This window comes from Streptomyces sp. NPDC002018 (genome assembly GCF_042890865.1).
Taxonomy (GTDB): Bacteria; Actinomycetota; Actinomycetes; order Streptomycetales; family Streptomycetaceae; genus Streptomyces.
The window spans coordinates 352,734-370,005 of sequence record NZ_JBIASO010000007.1 but is presented as its reverse complement, the minus strand read 5'-3'; the positions used below and the strand labels follow the sequence as shown (position 1 = coordinate 370,005).

The following is a 17,272-nucleotide window of genomic DNA, read 5'->3' as shown; positions in this document are numbered from 1 at the left end:
CCTTCGTCCGGTCACCCCGGCTGTACGTGACCGCGGGCCGGACCGTGCCCGCGGTCCGGCCGTCCGGTCCTGAGCCCGCACCGGGCGGACGGCCGCCGGGTGGTCAGGAGTCGGCCCGGGGAGCGCTCACCACGCAGGTGAAGACCGGTTCGCCCGCCTGGTGCCCGGTCACCAGGACCGACGACATCCCGTGGAACTCCTCCGGCAGCCGGCGTACCCCGATCCGGCACGGCACATCCAGCTCGGCGAAGCGCGGGAACTCGGCGGTGAAGCCGGTCAGTACCCGAACGCCGCCGCGCAGCGCCGAGTTGGCCGCCTGCCGGGCGGCTTCGAGCAGGACCATGCCCGGGATGTGATCGACCGGGTGGTCGAAGAGAACGGGATGCCCGGTGTCGACGCGCAGCAGCCAGGTCCGCTCCTCGCCGGCCGGGGAGAGCACCACGTCGTCGGGGGAGGAGCGGCCGACGGTGCGCGGCGGTACGGGCGCCGTCAGGGGCGGCCGCCGTACGTCGGAGCGGGAGGCGCGCTCCCCGCGCAGCCGGCGGTAGACGGCGGGGGAGACGGAGAGGAACGAGGCGCCCCCGGTGGCGACGGTCCGCCCGTCGCGGCGCACGACCGTCTCGTAGCGCAGACCCGCGAGTTCACCGCCGCGCCTGCGGATCTGCGGACAGAAGACATCGAGTTCCAGCGAGGCGGGGGCGCCGTCGATCGTGAGATGCGACGGCTCGACGGTGAGGGACAGATCCCGGAGGAGGAACTGGTGTCCCAGCGGGGTGCCGAACTCGGTGTGCGCCAGCAGAGAACCGACCTGCCGGACTGTTTCTGCGGCCAGCAGCGGATCGTGGAGGCCGTCGACCGCGCTGAAGAAGCCGTGCAGCCGCGGCCACTGGGCGGTCACCGAGAAACGGGTCTCGTCGATCCGGCGCCAGCCGGTGAGCAGGACCTCCGCCAGCGCGGCGCGGTGCACATACTCTCTGGGCACGGTGGTGGTCAGCCGGGGCGCCGACGGACCGGTTCCGCCCGTTCCGGCCGGTGCCGTCGTTCTCCCGGTGCGCGCGGTGCTGTCCATCCGGACCGTCGTTTCGGGCATGGGGTCTCCCCGGGGAGCGCGGACGCTGGGACGGGAGCGGTCGAGTGCTCCCGGAGCGGGGGAATATACAGACCACCCGGTTTACTCGGTAGGCTTGACCGAGAACAGCGGGGGAGCCACCTCAGGGCGTCACGAGGACCCCTGGAACTGCACGACGGGAGCCACCCGCATGGCGCAGCAACAGCGTGCGATCAAAACGCGCGCTGCCATTCTGGAGGCCGCGGCCTCGGTCTTCGACCAGTACGGCTACGACGCGGCCACGATCTCGGAGATTCTCGCACGCTCCGAGGTGACCAAGGGCGCCCTCTACTTCCACTTCCCGTCCAAGGAGGACCTGGCGCGGGGTGTGCTGAGCGACCAGACCAGGAACCTGGTGACCGGGCCGTCGGACTCCAAGGTCCAGGAACTGATCGACATCACCATGGTGGTCGCGCACCGGTCCCTGCACGACATGGTCCTCAGGGCCGGCACCCGGCTGGCCGTGGAGCAGGGATCGGTCGACTTCTCCGATGTCAGCCCCTTCCCGGTGTGGGCGTGTCTCAGTGAGGAACTGCTGGTCGAGGCGAAGGAGCGCGGCGAGCTGCTTCCGTACGTCACCCCGCGGGAGACGGCCGAACTGGTCGTCGGGGCGTGGACGGGGATCCATGTCTACTCCCGGGTGGTGGCCGGCCGTCAGGACGTGGAGCGCCGGGTGGCCGTGATGTGGGAGCACCTGCTGCCCAGCATGGTGATGCCGCGCCTGCTGCTCGGACTCGATGTGGCGCACGACCGGGGGGCGCGGGTCGAGGCCGCCCGCAGGCTCGCCGCGGCGGAGGGGGCCGGACCGGACGCCGAGTGATGACGGACCGTGACGGAACGGGTCGCCAGGATCTCCGCGGACCGATTGGCCCGTCGTATGCCGGGCGCTCGTGTGATGTTCATCGGATCGAGCTGGTCTCCAACGGCTCTCCACCCGTCCTCCACGCCGGCTCCAGCGGCCCTTGAGTCCGGTCGGCACAGGACGATTCCGGTCAGCGAGAGTGGCGTAAAGCTTGTACAAACCGCGCCGACGGTTTGTTAATCTCGCAGCGCACCACCGCGCATCGCTTCCGTCTTCCCGACATATGGAGCCGTTGATGGTCAAGCAGGAGCGCGCCGCCCGTACGCGACGATCGTTGATCCGGGCCGCCGCGGAGGTGTTCTCGAACGAGGGATACGTTCCTGCGTCGCTCACCATGATCAGCCGCCGGGCCGGGGTGAGCAACGGCGCGCTGCACTTCCACTTCGCCAGCAAGGAGGCCCTGGCCAGGGCCGTCGAGGAGGAGGCGGCCCAGGAGGTGCGGCTGATCACCGAGCGCTGCCGGCGGGAGGGAGCGGTGGGCCTCCAGCTTCTGGTGGACGCCACGCACCTGCTGATGCGCGGCCTCGACGACGATGTCGTCGTCCGGGCGGGATTCGAGCTGAGCGGTGACATCTCGCGGCCGGACGGGATCAATCTGCGGCGCGAGTGGCGGCGCTGGGTCGAGGACGAGGTCGAACGGGCCGCCGTCGACGGCGGACTGGCCGACGGAGTGGCCCCCGCCGATGTGGCGAGCGCGCTGATGGCTGCGACGGTCGGTTTCGAGGTGCTGGGCGCCCGGGACGACAGGAAGTGGATCTCGCGCCGCACGCTCACCCGGTTCTGGGAGCTGATGCTCCCCGCGATGGCGGCCCGTCAGGCCCTTGATACCCTGGTGACCTGCGGATCTTGCCAGTCGGTCCATGCCGGGCAGGCGGGTGTCGAGGAGCCCGTTTAACGGGAGTACGCTGCCCGTGTCACGCCCGTATCCCGGCTGTTCGGTGACCTGCCGGTGACGCCGATGTACGGAGCGTTAACAAAAAACAGTCTGTACGGTTTGGTATTGACAAACCGTCTGTCCTGTTTTTGAATCCATCCGCAGCAATCGCACCCCGTGAGCGGCCTCGAACGGTACTGACTTCACCTGCAGGGATTGGGGAGACGCGTGGACATCGACGTACTGGGCGCATTGGCTGTGCGGGAGAACGGGAGATCGATCACGCCGACGGCGCCGAAGCCCCGGCAGGTGCTCGCCTTACTGTCGCTCCACGCCGACCATGTCGTGCCGGTGACCGCGTTGATCGAGGAGCTGTGGGCGGGGGAGCCCCCGCGCAGCGCCAGGACCACGCTCCAGACGTATGTGCTCCAGTTGCGGTCGCTGATCGCGGCGGCGCTCAAGCACGGTGCCCAGGAAGGCCAGGAAGGCCAGGAAGGCCCCGCGAGGACCGCCAAGGACGTGCTGGTGACCCTGCCCGGCGGATACCGCCTCGACAGCGGTGGCGGCACCAGTGACGTCCGGGAGTTCGACCGGCTCGCCGGTCTCGGCTACCGGGCGATGGACGCGGGCGACTACGCGGGCGCGGCCCGCCAGTTGCGCGACGCGCTCGCGCTGTGGACCGGCCCCGCCTTCGCGGATGTGCACGGCGGGGCCCAGCTCGACATGGAGATCAAGCGGCTGGAGGAGAGCCGGCTGTGCGCGCTCGACCAGCGCATCGAGGCCGATCTCCGGCTGGGACGCCACCGCGAGCTGCTCGCCGAACTGACCGTGCTCGTCAGCCGCTACCGCACCCATGAGAACCTGCACGGCCAGTTCATGCTCGCGCTGCACCGCTCCGGCCGCCGGGGCGAGGCGCTGAACGTATACCACCGGCTCCGCGGCACACTCGTACGGGAGTTGGGCCTCGAACCGTCCGCCGGGCTGCGCCGGCTCCAGCGTTCGATCCTGATGGCCGGACCGGAGGCGGCGGCGCCCGTCGAGAATTCCCGTGAGCCCCTTGTCCGGGTGAGCTGACCTGACATCCGGGAGCTGACCGAACGGGCACACCGCCCTCGTTCCGCCTGTGCGTCGGTTCCGGCTGTCCGGCCCGCCCGGACGGCCGGGCATTTCGCTCCCATTGTTTCCCGTGCCGTTTCCGTGGATCTATTCCCGGCGGATCGTTCTCCGTTCCGCCGACGGCATTCGGCGCGCTGGAAATGACATACCGTTTGCCGGTCTTGGAGCCGTACTAGACGGGTACTCAAGAATTCAAGAAGTAAAGGCTGGGCGCGGCTACCGTACTCGTGTCGAAGAGATTCGGTTCGACGGGGATTCGACGAGGTACGGAGGGAAACCGTGGAGATCGAGGTTCGGGACCCACTGAGTGCCGGGGAAATCCGATGAGGGCGCCGAAAAACCCGGTGGCATTGATCACGGGTGCGACGCGGGGAATCGGTCTGGGAGTCGCCCGGGAACTCGGCGGGCGCGGCCACCGGGTGTTCATCTGCGCGCGGACCGGCCAGGAGGTCAAGCAGACCGTCGAGGATCTGCGCGCGGAGGGGTTCGAGGCGGAGGGCACGGTGGCCGACGTACGGGACCGGGCGTCGGTCGCCGCCCTGGTGGCCACGGTCGTCGCCCAGTTCGGCCCGGTGAACATCCTGGTGAACAACGCGGGCCGGGGCGGCGGAGGGCCCACGGCCGAGATCGCCGACGAGCTCTGGTACGACGTCATCGACACCAACCTCAACGGGGTGTTCCTGCTGACCCGTGAGGTCCTGCTGCACGGAGGCCTGGTGGAGGCCGGCCATGGGCGGATCATCAACATCGCCTCGACCGCGGGGAAGCAGGGCGTCCTGATGGGCGCCCCGTACTCCGCCTCCAAGCACGGCGTCGTCGGCTTCACCCGGGCGCTCGGCAAGGAGCTGGCGCCGGTCGGGGTCACGGTGAACGCGGTCTGCCCCGGCTATGTGGAGACCCCGATGGCCGAGCAGGTCCGCCAGGGGTACGCGGCGGCCTGGAACACCACCGAGGACTTCGTCCAGGAGCAGTTCGAGTCGAAGATCCCCCTCGGCCGCTACTCCACCCCCGAGGAGGTCGCCGGTCTGGTCGGCTACCTCACCACGGAGAGCGCCGCGTCGATCACCGCCCAGGCGATCAACGTCTGCGGCGGTATGGGAAGTTCCTGAGCCCCGCACCGGGTTCCGGGGCCGGGGCGTAGACGCATACGTATGGAACTGAGCTTCACAGCTATGTCGCGTCTCAGGTGAATGGACTTGACTGTACTCATGACTCAGACCACGCAGAACGCCCAGACAGACACGAAGACGACCCTCGTCATCGGCGGCACCGGCAAGACCGGCCGCCGGGTCGCCGAGCGCCTCGCGGCCCAGGGCCTCCCCGTGCGGATCGGTTCGCGCAACGCCGACCGCCCCTTCGTGTGGGAGGACCCGGCCACCTGGGAGGGCGCGCTGGAGGGCGTCGGAGCCGTCTATGTCACCTACTACCCCGACCTCGCCTTCCCCGGCGCCGCCGAGTCCGTCGGCGAGTTCTCCAAGTTCGCCGTCGCCCGCGGCGCGCGCCGCCTGGTGCTGCTCTCCGGCCGCGGCGAGGAGGGCGCGCAGGTCAGCGAGAACAAGCTGAAGGAGTCCGGCGCCGACTGGACCGTCGTACGGTCGAGCTGGTTCAACCAGAACTTCAACGAGAGCTTCTTCCTGGAGCCCGTCCTCGCCGGTGAGCTGGCGCTGCCGACCGGTCACGCCGTCGAGCCCTTCGTGGACGCCGACGACATCGCCGACGTGGTCGTCGCCGCGCTCACCGACCCCGCGCACATCGGTAAGACGTACGAGCTGTCGGGCCCCCGGCTGCTCAGCTACCAGGACGTGGCCGACGAGCTGTCCAAGGCCACCGGCCGCGAGATCAAGTACACCGCGGTCACCAGCGACGAGTACCGCGCCTTCCTGAAGGAGAACGACCTTCCGGAGGACTTCGTCGAGCTGTTCGCCCTGACCCTCGACGGCCGCAACGCCTTCCTGGTGCACGGTGTGGAGGAGGTCCTGGGTCGCAAGCCCCGTGACTTCGCCGACTTCGCCAGGGACGCCGCCGCCACCGGCGTCTGGAACGTCTGAACCGGTACTCCGGCCGGTGGCGCCGGCCGCGGACGACCTCCGCGGCCGGCCCCCGGCGGGGGAGTGACGTACCCCCGATCCCCCAGCGATGACGCGTCAGCCACGAGGAGGCGGCCATGAGCACCCCCATGTCGAGCGAGTTCGGACTCGCGTCCCTGCCCGGCCACTTCCACGGGTTCGCGCTGATGCACATCGCGATGCGCCGGGACGCGGGACGGCTGCTCGCCGCCGCGCCCCGGCTGACCCAGGCCGGACTCGGCGCGGCCGGCGTGTGGTGGCAGCAGTTGCGCGACATCATCGACTGGCACCACCGCAGCGAGGACGACGTCCTGTGGCCGGGACTGCTCCGCAGGGCACCGGAGTTCTCCGCCGAGGCCCGGCGGCTCGGGGACGACCATGTGGTGCTCGACCGGGCCATGGAGGCGGTCACGGCCGCGCTGCGGCCGGGCGGTGACCCTGCCGCCGTCGGTCCGGCGGCCACCCGCTTCGCCTCCGTCCTGCGCGATCATCTGCGGGACGAGGAGACGGTGTCCTTCCCGGTCTTCGCCCGCCTCGCGCCGGACGACTATCTGGCGGTCGAGCGCCAGGTGATCGCCAGCGCCCCGTTCAAGGTCATGACACAGCTTCAGCCCTGGATGTTCGACGGCGCGGACAAGCGGTCGGTGGCGCAGGTCGCCGCCACGATTCCGCCGCCCGTGCGGCTGATCGGCAATACAGTGCTGCGCAGGCGGTACGAGAAGACCCTCGCCGGAGTGATGAGGCCCTCCTGAGCGCCCCAGGGCCCCGACTGGGCCCCAGGGCCCCGACCGTGACCCCGCCCCCGCCACCGACCGGATGAGGAAGCCCGATGGACACCCTCCCCGCAGCCGCCGGCCCCGTGCTCACCGCCGCCACCATCGGCACCGGGCTGATGGCCGGGCTGTACTTCACCTTCGACGTCGGGGTCATGCCCGCACTCGCCCGCCGTGACGACCGTACGTATGTGACCGTCATGCGGCAGATCAACGGAGTCCTCGACAACAGCGCGCTGTTCGGCCTGCTGTTCGTCGGGGTGTTCCTCGCCACGGGCGTCGCCGCGGCCCTCCAGCGCCGGCTGGGACGGCCGGACGCCGCACGCTGGACCCGGACCGCGTTCGTGCTCTACGGCGTCTCCATCGCCGTCACGATGTGCGTCAACATCCCCCTCAACAGGATGCTGGCCCGCGCCGGCGCGCCGGCCGCGAGCCCCGACTTCGGGGCCCTGCGCGGCCGGTTCGAACGGCCGTGGACCTCGGCCAACATCGCGCGCACGGTGGCCTGCACGGCGGCGCTCGCCGCGCTCGGACGCGCGCTGGTCCTGCACAACAGGCCGGTGACCCCGCCCTCCTGACCGGTACACCCCGGGCCGTCCGGCCCGCCCCGAACTGCGCCCGTCCTCCCATTCGTTCCCCCGCGGGGAGGGCGGGCGCACCTCCCTCCCCGCCCCGCCTGAGACGGATCCGTTGAAACCGGTGACCATTCATACGGGGCCGTCTAAGGTGATGTCATGGACACACTTACAGGTCTGCTCGAAGGTCCGAAGGCCCGCGGCGCGTTCCTGCTGAAGTCGGTCTTCAATCCGCCGTGGTCCCTCCGGGTCGAGGACCGGGCACCGATCTCCGTGGTCACCATGGTGCGCGGGGACGCCTGGGTGCTCCCCGACAAGGGCCGTCCCGTACGGCTGCGTCCCGGCGACGTCGCCGTCGTGCGCGGCCCCGACGCGTACACCATCTCCGACCGGCCGGAGACGGACGTGCGGATCGTCGTGGGGCCCGAGCAGCGCTGCAACACCACCGAGGGCGAGGACGTCACCGAGACGATGGCGCTGGGCGTACGCACCTGGGGCGACGACAGCAGGGCCGACGCCTCGGTGATGCTCAGCGGCACCTACCAGGCGCCCAGCGAGATCGGCCGGCGGCTGCTGGCGGCCCTGCCCGTGCTGCTGGTGCGGCCCGCGGAGGCGGGCGACAACCCGCTCGTCCAGATCCTCGCCGAGGAGATCAGCAAGGACGAGATCGGCCAGGAGCTGGTGCTCGACCGGCTGCTGGACCTGCTGCTGGTCAGCGTGTTGCGCACCTGGCTCGCGGTGCCCGAGTCGGGCGCCCCCGCCTGGTACCGCGCCCAGAGCGACCCGGTGGTCGGCCCCGCGCTGCGACTGCTCCACGAACAGCCCGGCAAGGCCTGGACGGTGGCCTCCCTCGCGGACACCGTCGGTGTCTCCCGCGCGGGTCTGGCCCGCCACTTCACCACACTCGTCGGCGAGCCGCCCATGGCCTATCTGACGGGCTGGCGGCTCACCCTCGCCGCGGATCTGCTGCGCGAGCCGGACGCGACGGTGGCCACGGTGGCCCGCCGGGTCGGCTACAGCGGAGCCTTCGCGCTGAGCGCGGCGTTCAAGCGGGTACGGGGCGTGAGCCCGCAGGAGTTCCGCAAGGGCGGCCAGGGCGAACCGGTACACCGCCTCAGCGCCCCGACGCAGACGGTGGTGCTGGACAGATAGTTTGGGGGCTCGGTTCGCCTCCGGGCGCTGGATGCCACTGTCGACGGTCTACCGTGCTCGGGTCCCTCGTACCTCGGAACCCTCCGCGCGCTCTCCCTTTCGACAGCGGCGCGCCCTTCGGCTCACTCGCCTTCTTTTTTGGGCTCGGTTCGCCTTCGGGGCGCCTCATGTCGGTGCCGACAGTCGACCGTGCTCGACCGCTCGTACCTCACGGCCTCCGCGCGCTCTCCCTTTCGGCACCGACGCGCCCCTTCGGCTCACTCGCCGGCGGCCGACAGAAACCGGAACATGTCCGCACCCCGGGCGGACGGGGCCGTGCCGTCCGCGGGGGCCGCATCTATGGGTGCCTGGCCGGGAGGGGATACCGCTGTCAGCAGCAGGCCCCCGCGGACCAGCCAGCGGCCGGAGAAGCGGGTGGGCGCTCCCGGCGGGGGCTCCGCGGGGTGCAGGCGGGCCGTGAACGTGCCCTCGGGGCTGATCCGTACCTCCGCGTCCGCGAAGCCCAGCCAGCGCTCAACGGAGGGGTACCACGCCTTGTAGACGGCCTCCTTGGCCGAGAACAGCAGCCGGTCCCAGCACACCTCCGGGCGTGCCCGCGCCAGCCGCTCCAGCGCCGTCCGCTCGCCGTCCGAGGCCACCAGACCGAGCACGCCCCGCGGCAGCGGCCGCGCGGGCTCCGCGTCGATACCGAGCGCCGCCACCTCGGCCGCCCTGGCCACCACCGCGGCCCGGTAGCCGTCGCAGTGGGTGATGCTGCCCACCACCCCCTCCGGCCACCGAGGAGCGCCGCCGGCGCCCGGCAGCAGGGGCGCGGGCGGCAGACCCAGTTCGGCGAGGGAGCGCCGCGCGCAGGCGCGCGCGGTGGCGAACTGCGTCCGCCGGCGCTCCCGGCGGCCGGCCATCAGCGCGGCCTCCTCGGGAAACAGCGGCGCGGGCGCCAGATCGTCGAACGCTTCCGACGATCTGACGCCCGGCGGCAGAATCTCCTCGATCACGGCGGGGGCTAGCCGCGCGGACGGGCGAGGAGCCCCGCGACGGCCCGCACGATCTCGTCCGGCCGCTCCAGCGGGAGCATATGACCGGCGCCGGGGAGCCGTTCGAACCGCGCGTCCGGCAGCGCCTCGGCCACCGCGCTGCCCAGCTCCGGCTTGACGACCCGGTCGTTCTCCCCCGCGAGCACCACGGCGGGCACCTCCACCGCCGCCAGGCCCGCGCGCAGGTCCATCCCGCGCGACGAGGCGAAGCAGTCGGCGCGCACCCGCGGCGACACCGCCGCGAACATCTGCCGGTTGACTTCGAGAAGGTACGGGTCGACGCCCTTGCCCATCGTCTGGGCCAGCAGCCGCCGCCCGAGCGCCGGACGGCGCAGCGCCTTCGAGAACAGCGCGCTGCCCATCATGCGGACCTCGCTGTCGGGCGTCTCCTGGTCGTGCGCGGCCGTGCCCAGCAGCACCAGGCCGCGCAGCCGGGACGCGGCGGCCGGATCGGCCGTGGCGTACGCCATCGCGGCGAAGCCGCCGCCCGAGTGCCCGACCACCACCGCGTCCCGGGAGCCGGTCTCGCCCAGCACCGCGGCCAGGTCCGCGCCGAACCGCCGGATGGCGACGGGCTCCTTGCCCAGGCTCGACGCGCCGTGCCCGCGCTGGTCGTACAGCACCACCCGGTGGCCCGCACGGATCAGCCGGTCCGTGACCGTGCCCCAGACCCTGCGGCCCGCGGCCCAGCCGTGCGCCAGGACGACCGTCGTACCGCTGCCGGGACCGGCCTTCAGCGGGGCGAGGACGCTCACCGCGAGCGCCGCTCCGTCGTCGGTCCGCACCGTGGTCTCGTCGGTACGGGCGTCCGTGCCGGCGGCCGCCGTGACGGGGCTCATCGCGCCCCTCCGGCCGGCACCGCGCTGAGCTGCTCGTTGAGCGAGACGAAGGCCGCCAGCGCCGCCTTCGAGTGCTCGGCACCGATGTCGGCGACCTTGGCCAGCAGCTTCAGCTTGCCGTGCGGACGCCCCCGGAAGTGCATGCTGATCCGGGTGCGGCGCCCCTCGGCCAGCGGTTCCAGAACGAAGTCGGCCGGACCGCGGAAGACCCCGTCGACATACTCGACGGTCAGCCTGCGGCCCGGGACGACGGACTCGGTGCGGGCGGTGAAGCGGAGCTTGGGGCCCCCGTTGCCGACACCCTTCGTGTGGACGGTCACGGCGACCAGGCCGCCCACCGTGTCGGGCGCGCCGGAGACCGTCTCGAAGGTGTTGTACGGGACCCACCAGCGGGCGGCACCGCGGAACTCGGCGACGAGCGCGTCCCAGACGACGTCCGCTGGGGCGTCGACCACCGCCTCGTCGATGATGTCGTAGCCGTTCATGCCTGTCTCCCTGTGTGGGACGGCGGATGGGATCGAAGGAGCGGGGCCCGCGACGGGCCCCGCTTCCGTACCGGCGCGCCGGCCCTGACGGACCGGCGGCACCGGATCAGCCGAAGAAGCCCTGACCGGGGGTGAGGATGCCCGCCGGGTCGTAACGCCGCTTCGCGTTCAGGAGGTCGGAGTAGCGGTTGCCGAAGTGCTTCTTCCAGTCCGCGACGGTCATCCGCGGGATGGCGCCGACCAGATAGCGCTTGGCGCCCAGCGCCACGGCCTTGTCGTACAGCCGCCGGTTCTGCTCCAGCATCCCCGCGATGTTCGGCTCACCCGGGTGCGGGAAGCGCAGCAGGTCGAAGAGGTAGCCGACCGAGTCGTTCGGCTGCACCGCCATCGGACGCCGGAGCTTGGAGGTGCGGTACGGGTACGCCAGCACGAAACCGACACCCAGGTCGTTCGCCGTCAGATCGGCCTCGGCGATCTGGAGGAACTGCTTCGCCTTGGAGGCCGGCAGGAACAGGCTCAGCCAGGGCTTGGGCTGGTCCCAGTAGTGCGCCTCCTTGTAGTACTCGACGTACGCGTCGAACCGGTAGATGTAGTCACGGAACGACATGTCGTCGATGACGGCCTCGGAGCGGACGTCCCGCAGCCCCGCGATCAGCGGCTCCCGGGCGGGAGCGGTGCCGGTGTAGGTGGCGCCCAGCTCCATCTTGTAACGCCAGCCCGAGTCGTCCGGCTTGCGCTGGAGCTCACCGGCCTGGACCTCGAACCGGCCCTGCGCCAGGACCTTCTCCGCGTCGGCGAGATAGGTCGCCACGTCGTTGTAGAAGAGGCTGAAGACGACCACGCGCTCCTTCGGCGGGACGATCTTCACCGTGGCGCGGACGATGATGCCCACCTGGCCGCCGCCGGCCAGCGCGGCGTTGAACAGGTCGGGGCGCACGGAGGGGGAGGCGGTGAGGAGCTGCCCCGCGCCCGTGACGATGTCGATCGACTCGATGGTGTCGACCGCCAGGCCGTACCGGCCGACCGTGCCGCCGATGCCGCCGACACTGATCGTGCCGCCGATCGACAGATGCATGTAGTCGGGCATGGCCGGCGGCATCTTGCCCTTGGCCAGGGCCGCGTCGGTGAGCTGGGACCAGGTGACGCCCGCCTCGACCACCGCGGAGTTCGTACCGACGCTGATGACCTTCGACAGACCGCGGGAGTCGATCGAGATACCGCCCGGGACCGCCGCCTGACCGTAGTTCGAGTGCGACTCGAGGTCGTCGCCGGTGCCGCTGCGGCCGTTCGCGGCGATCTTCAGGTTGTTGGCGCGGGCGAAGTTGACCATCTTGACGATGTCATTGACCGAGCCGGGCACCAGCACGGCCCACGGGGTGATGTTCGACACCAGGGCGCCGAAGTCCTTGCTGAACTGCACAAGGTCGGCCGGCGAGGTCTTCAGGCTGCCGTCCAGCGGCGGGACGGGCGTCACGTTGCCGCCGCCGTGTCCGCGGCCCGCCTCCGCGGCGGTGGCCCAGGTCTGCGTGGCCACGTTCCAGCCCACGACGGTCGCGGCGGTGGCGGCCATTCCGCCCAGGACTCTGCGCCGGGAAGGGGTATTGGTGCTCATCTGGTCCGGTCTCCCGTTCGTCATACGTGATGGACGGCCGGTCGGCCGGCGCCCACGGTGGTGGCGAGCTGGTACTCACCCAGGTCGAAGTGCTTGGTGCCGTTGCGGAACCGCCAGGTGTACGTGGGCCAGATCGACGGGTTGCGCCCGGCGCTGTCCAGGTACCAGCTCTTGCAGCCGCCGGCGCTCCAGACCGCGCGGGCCTGGCGCTTGTCGAGCGTGGCGTTGTACGCCCGCTGCGCCTCCGGCCGCACCTCGACGCTGGACAGACCGCGCTTGTCCATCTGCTTGAGCGCGTCCACGACATAGGCGATCTGGGACTCGATCATCACGGTCTGCGAGGAGTGGCCCAGGGTCGTGTTGGGGCCGAGCAGCATGAAGAGGTTGGGGAACCCGGCGATGGTGGTGCCGCGGTGCGCGGACATCCCCTCGCTCCAGGCCTCCCGGAGCTGGACCCCGCCCCGGCCCCAGATCCGCCGCGCGACCGGACGGTCCGTGGCGAGGAAGCCGGTGCCCATGATGATGGTGTCGACCTCGCGCTCCTGGCCGTCCTTGGTGACGATGGACTTGGCCCGGACATGGTCGATGGAGTCGCTGACGATGTCCACGTTCGGCTGCTGGATCGCCGGGTACCAGGTGTTCGAGAACAGCAGCCGCTTGCATGCCACGACATAGTCGGGGGTCAGCCGCTCGCGCAGCACCGGGTCCTTGACGCTCTTCTTGAGATGGTCGGAGGCCATCTTCTGGACCTTCTCGGCCACCTTGGGCCGGGCGAAGGCGAAGGCCAGGACCTCACGGCCCCACATGTTGAAGTTGCGCCGGAAGCTCTGGTAGCCGGGGAAGCTGCGCAGCATCTTCGTGTGGAAGGCGCTGTTGACCTTGTCGTTCTTGGGCCCCACCCACGGAGGTGTGCGCTGGTACAGGTCGAGGTGGCCGACCTCGGGCTGGATCTTCGGCACGAACTGGATGGCCGAGGCCCCCGTGCCGATCACGGCGACGCGCCTGCCGGTCAGATCGTGGTCGTGGTCCCAGCGGGCCGAGTGGAAGACCTTCCCCTCGAAGTCCGCGAGCCCCGGCAGATCGGGCACGGACGGCTCGCTGAGATAGCCGGCGCCCGCGACCAGGACCTGGGCGGTGTACTCGCCGCCCGAGGTCTCGATGTGCCAGCACCGGGTGTCCTCGTCCCAGCGGGCCGCGATCAGCTCGTGGTTGAAGCGGATGTGCGGGCGGACCCCGAAGCGGTCGGCGCAGTCCCGCAGATAGGCGTACACCTCGTCGCGCTTGGCGAAGGTGCTCTTCCACTCGGGGTTGCGGGCGAACGAGAAGGAGTAGAGATGGGCCTGGACGTCACAGGCGCAGCCGGGGTAGTTGTTGTCCCGCCAGGTGCCGCCCACCTCGTCGGCCCGCTCGAAGACCAGGAAGTCGTCGATCCCCTGCTGGAGCAGCCGGATGGCCGTCCCCAGGCCGGAGAAGCCGGTGCCGATGACCGCGACCCGCAGATGACGCGTGGGGCCCCGGCCGGCCGGCTCCTCCGCCCCGTTGCTCACGCCGCCCCCGTGGGCGGGTTCGAGAATGCTCGTCACGGTGGCCTCCTCAGCCCCTGCGCGCGATGGTGACGCGGAAGTTGTTGAAGAACTTGTCTTCGAGGGTGTAGGCGAAGATGTCGAGGTAGCGCTCGAAGCGGGCCACGACCTCCTCGCCCTCCAGGGCGACAGCCGTCTCACGGTCGGCGGCCAGACGCTTCAGCCAGGCGCGGCACGCCATGGCGAACGACTCGCGCTCGTTGACGATCTCCACCACATGGAAGACGCCCTCGGCGGCGGCCGTCAGCTCGTGGAGGTGGGGGATGTGCATCCCCTCGAACTCGGAGCGCTGGAGGAACTTCAGATCGGCGAGCAGCTCACGGTTCATGGGCTGCGCCTCGGCCGTCATCGTGTGCAGGACGAACTTCGCACCCGGGTTGAGGGCCTTGGCCACCTGGTTGAAGAAGAAGCGGTAGCGCTTGACGCGCTCACGCGGCGGCAGGTTGGAGGAGACGAAGTGCTCCAGCGCGTTGATGCAGAACGCCGCGTCGTACTTGTCGTCCGTCTCGTGGTCCGCCCAGCTCTCCACCCGCGTGGTGATGCGCGGGTTGTCCAGGCCGTCGATGAACGCCTCCTGGGTGCGGCTCAGCGTCAGACCGACAGCCTGCTCCACACCGTGGACGGTGGTGAGGCGGTTGAGCATGGTGCCCCAGCCGCAGCCGATGTCCAGCACACGGCGGGCGCCCGCGGCCCCGGCCAGCTCGGCGAAGGTGTCGAGCTTGCGCTCCTGTGCCTCGTCCAGTGTCGCGACGAGGTCCTCGCCCTGCTCCCAGTAGCCGCCGGAGTACATCATGGTCGGACCCAGCAGGAGCCGGTAGAAATCGTTGCTCACCTCGTAGTGGTGCCGTACCGCGTCGACCTCGGGGTCCACGGATCTGGGGGCGACCGTTGTCATGCTCGACCTCTTTCCTCGTCGCTGCGCCGCTCGTTCCGACCGTTGATTCGGCCCCGAGCAAACCGTGTCGCTCGCAACAGATGTGCAAGACGCCCGTGCTTCGGCGGTGTTGCGCCGGGGTTGCGCGGCCCGCGCTTCCATGCCTCTCGAAACCGGATGCACCGCGAGAGAGGACCGAAGCTCATGACGCTGCCCACCATCGAAGAACTGGCGAGCCAGCTCGAGGCCGTGTCGGGCGCCCAGGAGGTCAGCCCCGATGCACCGCTCCAGCACATCGCCGACGTGGACTCGCTGGACCTGATGGAGTGGCTGTACGGGTTCCAGAACCAGTACCCGGACATCCCCGCCGACGAGTCGCTCTTCGCCGACCTCGACGACACCACCACGCTGCGCCATGTGTACGAGCGGATCCTCGCGCTCGTTCCGCAGCCGGCTCAGGCGTAGCGGGACCGCCTGTGAACGGCTTCGACATCACCGGGTGGGGCATGGCCGTACCCGAGCGCAAGGTCACCAGCGTGGAGTTGGCGGAGCGTTTCGGCGTCGACGAGAACTGGATCGTCAGCCGGTGCGGAATCCGGGAACGCCGGGCCGTGGGACCGGGCCAGACGACCGCCTCACTCGCTGTCGAGGCCGGCCGTCGCGCACTGGAGAAGGCGGGCCTGACGGGTGGCGACATCGCCCATCTGATCGTCGCCACCGCCACGCCCGAGCAGCCTTCCCCGGCGACGTCCGCCTTCGTCCACCACGATCTGGGGATCGCGGGCGGGGCGCACGACGTCAACTCGGAGTGCGCGGGCTTCATCTACGCGCTGGTGTCGGCGATGGCGCTGATCGCCATCGACCCCCGGCCGATCCTGCTGATCGGCTCCGACACCCACACCCTGACGGCCAACCCCGCCGACCGTGATCTGTCCATCCTCGTCGGCGACGGCGCCGGCGCGGTGGTGCTCCAGCCGGGACCCGAGAACCGGGTCAAGGCCTGGAACCTGGGCGCGGACGGCTCCTGCGCCGGCAGTCTCAAGGTGCTGGCGGGCGGCAGCAGGATGCCGACCACCGAGGAGACCGTCCGGCAGGGCCTGCACTACGCGCAGATCAACGGCAACGAGATCTATCTCAACGCCGTGCGCTACACGGTCCGTACGGTCCGGGAGACGCTGGAGAGCGCCAAGGTCGACGCGGCCGACGTCGACCATGTCATCCCGCACCAGGCCAATATCCGGATCATCAACTCGATCCTCAGCCACACCGGGCTGCGGCGCGAGGCACTGATCACCAATCTGGAGCGGTACGGCAACACCGCCTCCGCGTCCGTCCCGATCGCCCTCACCGAGGCGCTCGACGAAGGCCGGATCAACAACGGTGACAAGGTGCTGCTCGCGGGCTTCGGGGCGGGCATGACCTGGGGTTCGATGCTTCTGGAATGGGGCGGGGTGAGGAAATGAGCGGCAGCAAGCCGCAGGGCAGCCGTCCCGAGCGGCCGGTCGCCCTGGTCACCGGGGCGTCCGGCGGACTGGGCCAGGCCCTGGCCCTGGAACTGGACGCGCTCGGCTGCCGGGTGGCGGTCCACTACAACAGCTCCGAGACCCAGGCCAGGGCCGTCCAGGAGAAGCTCGCCAACGACTCGGTCGTGGTCACCGGTGATGTCGGCTCCTGGGACGCCGTCACCGAGATGTACGCCCGGATCAGCGACGAGCTCGGTCCCGTCGACGTACTCGTCAACAACGGCGCGATCCGCAAGGACGCGCTGATGGCGATGCAGTCGCCGGCGGACTGGCAGCAGGTGATCCAGACCAATCTGGTCGGTTCGTTCCACACCGCCAGGGTGGCCGTGCCGTACATGCTCAGGCAGCGGTGGGGACGGATCATCAATGTGGTGTCGCCCTCCGGCCTGATCGCGACAGCGGGCCAGACGGCGTACTCCGCCTCCAAGGCGGGTCTCATCGGCTTCACCCGCACCCTGGCCGCCGAGTGCGGCCGGCGCGGGGTGACCGTGAACGCCCTCTCGCCGGGCTTCATGATCACCGGAATGACGAAGGACCTGCCGGGCCGTGTCATCGAGGGGATGGAGGACAAGGCCCCCATCCCGCGCTTCGTCACGGTGGAGGAGGTGGCCCGCAGCGCCGCGCTCTTCCTGGACCAGGACTGTATGACGGGCCAGGTCATCAGTATCGACAGCGGGGTCTCGATCACCTGAGACCGCTCGGCCCCCGGGCCGTCCGGTACGAGATCCGTCATGCATCCGTGCGGCCGGTGTGCGTTCTGGCACCCGGCCGTCCGGCATGCCCCGGCCGTACGGCA

18 protein-coding genes are annotated in these 17,272 nt (G+C 70.5%); 11 read left to right on the top strand and 7 right to left on the bottom strand.

The genetic code is table 11. From position 1 onward, the window contains the following. Positions 1 to 103: 103 nt before the first annotated feature. Positions 104 to 1,090 (bottom strand): ScbA/BarX family gamma-butyrolactone biosynthesis protein, encoded by a 987-nt coding sequence (locus ACFYYH_RS14680; RefSeq protein WP_388550369.1) that lies wholly within the window; start codon positions 1,088 to 1,090, stop codon positions 104 to 106. Positions 1,091 to 1,259: 169 nt separating this feature from the next. Between ACFYYH_RS14680 and ACFYYH_RS14675 the strand changes: the two genes are divergently transcribed. The 8 genes from ACFYYH_RS14675 to ACFYYH_RS14640 all read left to right on the top strand — a co-directional run bounded on the left by ACFYYH_RS14675 (position 1,260) and on the right by ACFYYH_RS14640 (position 8,526). Further along, a complete protein-coding gene (locus ACFYYH_RS14675; protein WP_388550367.1) occupies positions 1,260 to 1,928 on the top strand; it encodes a ScbR family autoregulator-binding transcription factor in 669 nt (222 codons plus the stop codon). A gap of 277 nt (positions 1,929 to 2,205) precedes the next feature. Beyond that, positions 2,206 to 2,865 (top strand): ScbR family autoregulator-binding transcription factor, encoded by a 660-nt coding sequence (locus tag ACFYYH_RS14670; RefSeq protein WP_388550364.1) that lies wholly within the window; start codon positions 2,206 to 2,208, stop codon positions 2,863 to 2,865. A gap of 207 nt (positions 2,866 to 3,072) precedes the next feature. After that, the gene (locus ACFYYH_RS14665) at positions 3,073 to 3,918 is read left to right on the top strand and encodes a BTAD domain-containing putative transcriptional regulator (protein WP_388550361.1); all 846 of its coding nucleotides are present in this window, start codon (positions 3,073 to 3,075) and stop codon (positions 3,916 to 3,918) included. A 365-nt stretch (positions 3,919 to 4,283) separates the two neighbouring features. Then, entirely contained in the window at positions 4,284 to 5,069 is a 786-nt protein-coding gene (locus tag ACFYYH_RS14660) for an SDR family NAD(P)-dependent oxidoreductase (protein WP_388550358.1), read from the top strand. A gap of 99 nt (positions 5,070 to 5,168) precedes the next feature. Further along, positions 5,169 to 6,008 carry an NmrA family NAD(P)-binding protein gene (locus tag ACFYYH_RS14655; protein WP_388550355.1) on the top strand — a complete coding sequence of 280 codons (840 nt, stop codon included), beginning with the start codon at positions 5,169 to 5,171 and terminating at the stop codon, positions 6,006 to 6,008. Positions 6,009 to 6,124: 116 nt separating this feature from the next. Then, positions 6,125 to 6,778, top strand: a complete 654-nt coding sequence (locus ACFYYH_RS14650) for a hemerythrin domain-containing protein (RefSeq protein ID WP_388550353.1) — start codon at positions 6,125 to 6,127, stop codon at positions 6,776 to 6,778. A gap of 77 nt (positions 6,779 to 6,855) precedes the next feature. After that, on the top strand, positions 6,856 to 7,377 hold the full coding sequence (locus tag ACFYYH_RS14645) for a DUF1772 domain-containing protein (protein ID WP_388550351.1): 522 nt from the start codon (positions 6,856 to 6,858) through the stop codon (positions 7,375 to 7,377). Between the two features lie 156 nt (positions 7,378 to 7,533). Next, the gene (locus ACFYYH_RS14640; RefSeq protein ID WP_388550348.1) at positions 7,534 to 8,526 is read left to right on the top strand and encodes an AraC family transcriptional regulator; all 993 of its coding nucleotides are present in this window, start codon (positions 7,534 to 7,536) and stop codon (positions 8,524 to 8,526) included. Positions 8,527 to 8,783: 257 nt separating this feature from the next. On the opposite strand, the gene ACFYYH_RS14635 is transcribed toward ACFYYH_RS14640, so the two are convergent. The 6 genes from ACFYYH_RS14635 to ACFYYH_RS14610 all read right to left on the bottom strand — a co-directional run bounded on the left by ACFYYH_RS14635 (position 8,784) and on the right by ACFYYH_RS14610 (position 14,974). Continuing rightward, entirely contained in the window at positions 8,784 to 9,521 is a 738-nt protein-coding gene (locus tag ACFYYH_RS14635; protein ID WP_388550347.1) for a 4'-phosphopantetheinyl transferase, read from the bottom strand. 8 nt (positions 9,522 to 9,529) lie between these two features. Next, the gene (locus ACFYYH_RS14630; RefSeq protein WP_388550344.1) at positions 9,530 to 10,399 is read right to left on the bottom strand and encodes an alpha/beta fold hydrolase; all 870 of its coding nucleotides are present in this window, start codon (positions 10,397 to 10,399) and stop codon (positions 9,530 to 9,532) included. Further along, positions 10,396 to 10,884, bottom strand: coding sequence for an SRPBCC family protein (locus ACFYYH_RS14625; RefSeq protein ID WP_388550341.1), 489 nt, complete (start codon positions 10,882 to 10,884; stop codon positions 10,396 to 10,398). Before ACFYYH_RS14625 ends, ACFYYH_RS14630 begins: the two co-directional genes overlap by 4 nt. Positions 10,885 to 10,990: 106 nt before the next feature. Beyond that, positions 10,991 to 12,496 carry an FAD-binding protein gene (locus tag ACFYYH_RS14620; RefSeq protein WP_388550338.1) on the bottom strand — a complete coding sequence of 502 codons (1,506 nt, stop codon included), beginning with the start codon at positions 12,494 to 12,496 and terminating at the stop codon, positions 10,991 to 10,993. Between the two features lie 20 nt (positions 12,497 to 12,516). After that, complete coding sequence (locus ACFYYH_RS14615) at positions 12,517 to 14,079, bottom strand: flavin-containing monooxygenase (RefSeq protein ID WP_388550336.1); 1,563 nt, start codon at positions 14,077 to 14,079, stop codon at positions 12,517 to 12,519. 10 nt (positions 14,080 to 14,089) lie between these two features. Next, the gene (locus ACFYYH_RS14610) at positions 14,090 to 14,974 is read right to left on the bottom strand and encodes a class I SAM-dependent methyltransferase (protein ID WP_388550334.1); all 885 of its coding nucleotides are present in this window, start codon (positions 14,972 to 14,974) and stop codon (positions 14,090 to 14,092) included. A gap of 183 nt (positions 14,975 to 15,157) precedes the next feature. On the opposite strand from ACFYYH_RS14610, the gene ACFYYH_RS14605 reads away from it, so the two are divergent. From ACFYYH_RS14605 to ACFYYH_RS14595, 3 genes are read left to right on the top strand one after another with little or no spacing between them, the layout of a single operon-like run. After that, positions 15,158 to 15,418, top strand: coding sequence for a hypothetical protein (locus ACFYYH_RS14605; protein WP_046502425.1), 261 nt, complete (start codon positions 15,158 to 15,160; stop codon positions 15,416 to 15,418). An 11-nt stretch (positions 15,419 to 15,429) separates the two neighbouring features. Then, a complete protein-coding gene (locus ACFYYH_RS14600) occupies positions 15,430 to 16,416 on the top strand; it encodes a 3-oxoacyl-ACP synthase III family protein (RefSeq protein WP_388550331.1) in 987 nt (328 codons plus the stop codon). Then, entirely contained in the window at positions 16,413 to 17,168 is a 756-nt protein-coding gene (locus tag ACFYYH_RS14595) for a 3-oxoacyl-ACP reductase family protein (protein WP_388550329.1), read from the top strand. The genes ACFYYH_RS14600 and ACFYYH_RS14595 overlap by 4 nt, the downstream gene beginning before the upstream one ends. Positions 17,169 to 17,272 lie beyond the last annotated feature (104 nt).

What these genes read in the sequence shown, in the direction of transcription:
- ACFYYH_RS14680 (WP_388550369.1), bottom strand. Translation starts at nt 1,090, where the DNA reads ATGCCCGAAACGACGGTCCGGATGGACAGCACCGCGCGCACCGGGAGA.
- ACFYYH_RS14675 (WP_388550367.1), top strand. Translation starts at nt 1,260, where the DNA reads ATGGCGCAGCAACAGCGTGCGATCAAAACGCGCGCTGCCATTCTGGAG.
- ACFYYH_RS14670 (WP_388550364.1), top strand. Translation starts at nt 2,206, where the DNA reads ATGGTCAAGCAGGAGCGCGCCGCCCGTACGCGACGATCGTTGATCCGG.
- ACFYYH_RS14660 (WP_388550358.1), top strand. Translation starts at nt 4,284, where the DNA reads ATGAGGGCGCCGAAAAACCCGGTGGCATTGATCACGGGTGCGACGCGG.
- ACFYYH_RS14655 (WP_388550355.1), top strand. Translation starts at nt 5,169, where the DNA reads ATGACTCAGACCACGCAGAACGCCCAGACAGACACGAAGACGACCCTC.
- ACFYYH_RS14650 (WP_388550353.1), top strand. Translation starts at nt 6,125, where the DNA reads ATGAGCACCCCCATGTCGAGCGAGTTCGGACTCGCGTCCCTGCCCGGC.
- ACFYYH_RS14645 (WP_388550351.1), top strand. Translation starts at nt 6,856, where the DNA reads ATGGACACCCTCCCCGCAGCCGCCGGCCCCGTGCTCACCGCCGCCACC.
- ACFYYH_RS14640 (WP_388550348.1), top strand. Translation starts at nt 7,534, where the DNA reads ATGGACACACTTACAGGTCTGCTCGAAGGTCCGAAGGCCCGCGGCGCG.
- ACFYYH_RS14630 (WP_388550344.1), bottom strand. Translation starts at nt 10,399, where the DNA reads ATGAGCCCCGTCACGGCGGCCGCCGGCACGGACGCCCGTACCGACGAG.
- ACFYYH_RS14625 (WP_388550341.1), bottom strand. Translation starts at nt 10,884, where the DNA reads ATGAACGGCTACGACATCATCGACGAGGCGGTGGTCGACGCCCCAGCG.
- ACFYYH_RS14620 (WP_388550338.1), bottom strand. Translation starts at nt 12,496, where the DNA reads ATGAGCACCAATACCCCTTCCCGGCGCAGAGTCCTGGGCGGAATGGCC.
- ACFYYH_RS14610 (WP_388550334.1), bottom strand. Translation starts at nt 14,974, where the DNA reads ATGACAACGGTCGCCCCCAGATCCGTGGACCCCGAGGTCGACGCGGTA.
- ACFYYH_RS14605 (WP_046502425.1), top strand. Translation starts at nt 15,158, where the DNA reads ATGACGCTGCCCACCATCGAAGAACTGGCGAGCCAGCTCGAGGCCGTG.
- ACFYYH_RS14595 (WP_388550329.1), top strand. Translation starts at nt 16,413, where the DNA reads ATGAGCGGCAGCAAGCCGCAGGGCAGCCGTCCCGAGCGGCCGGTCGCC.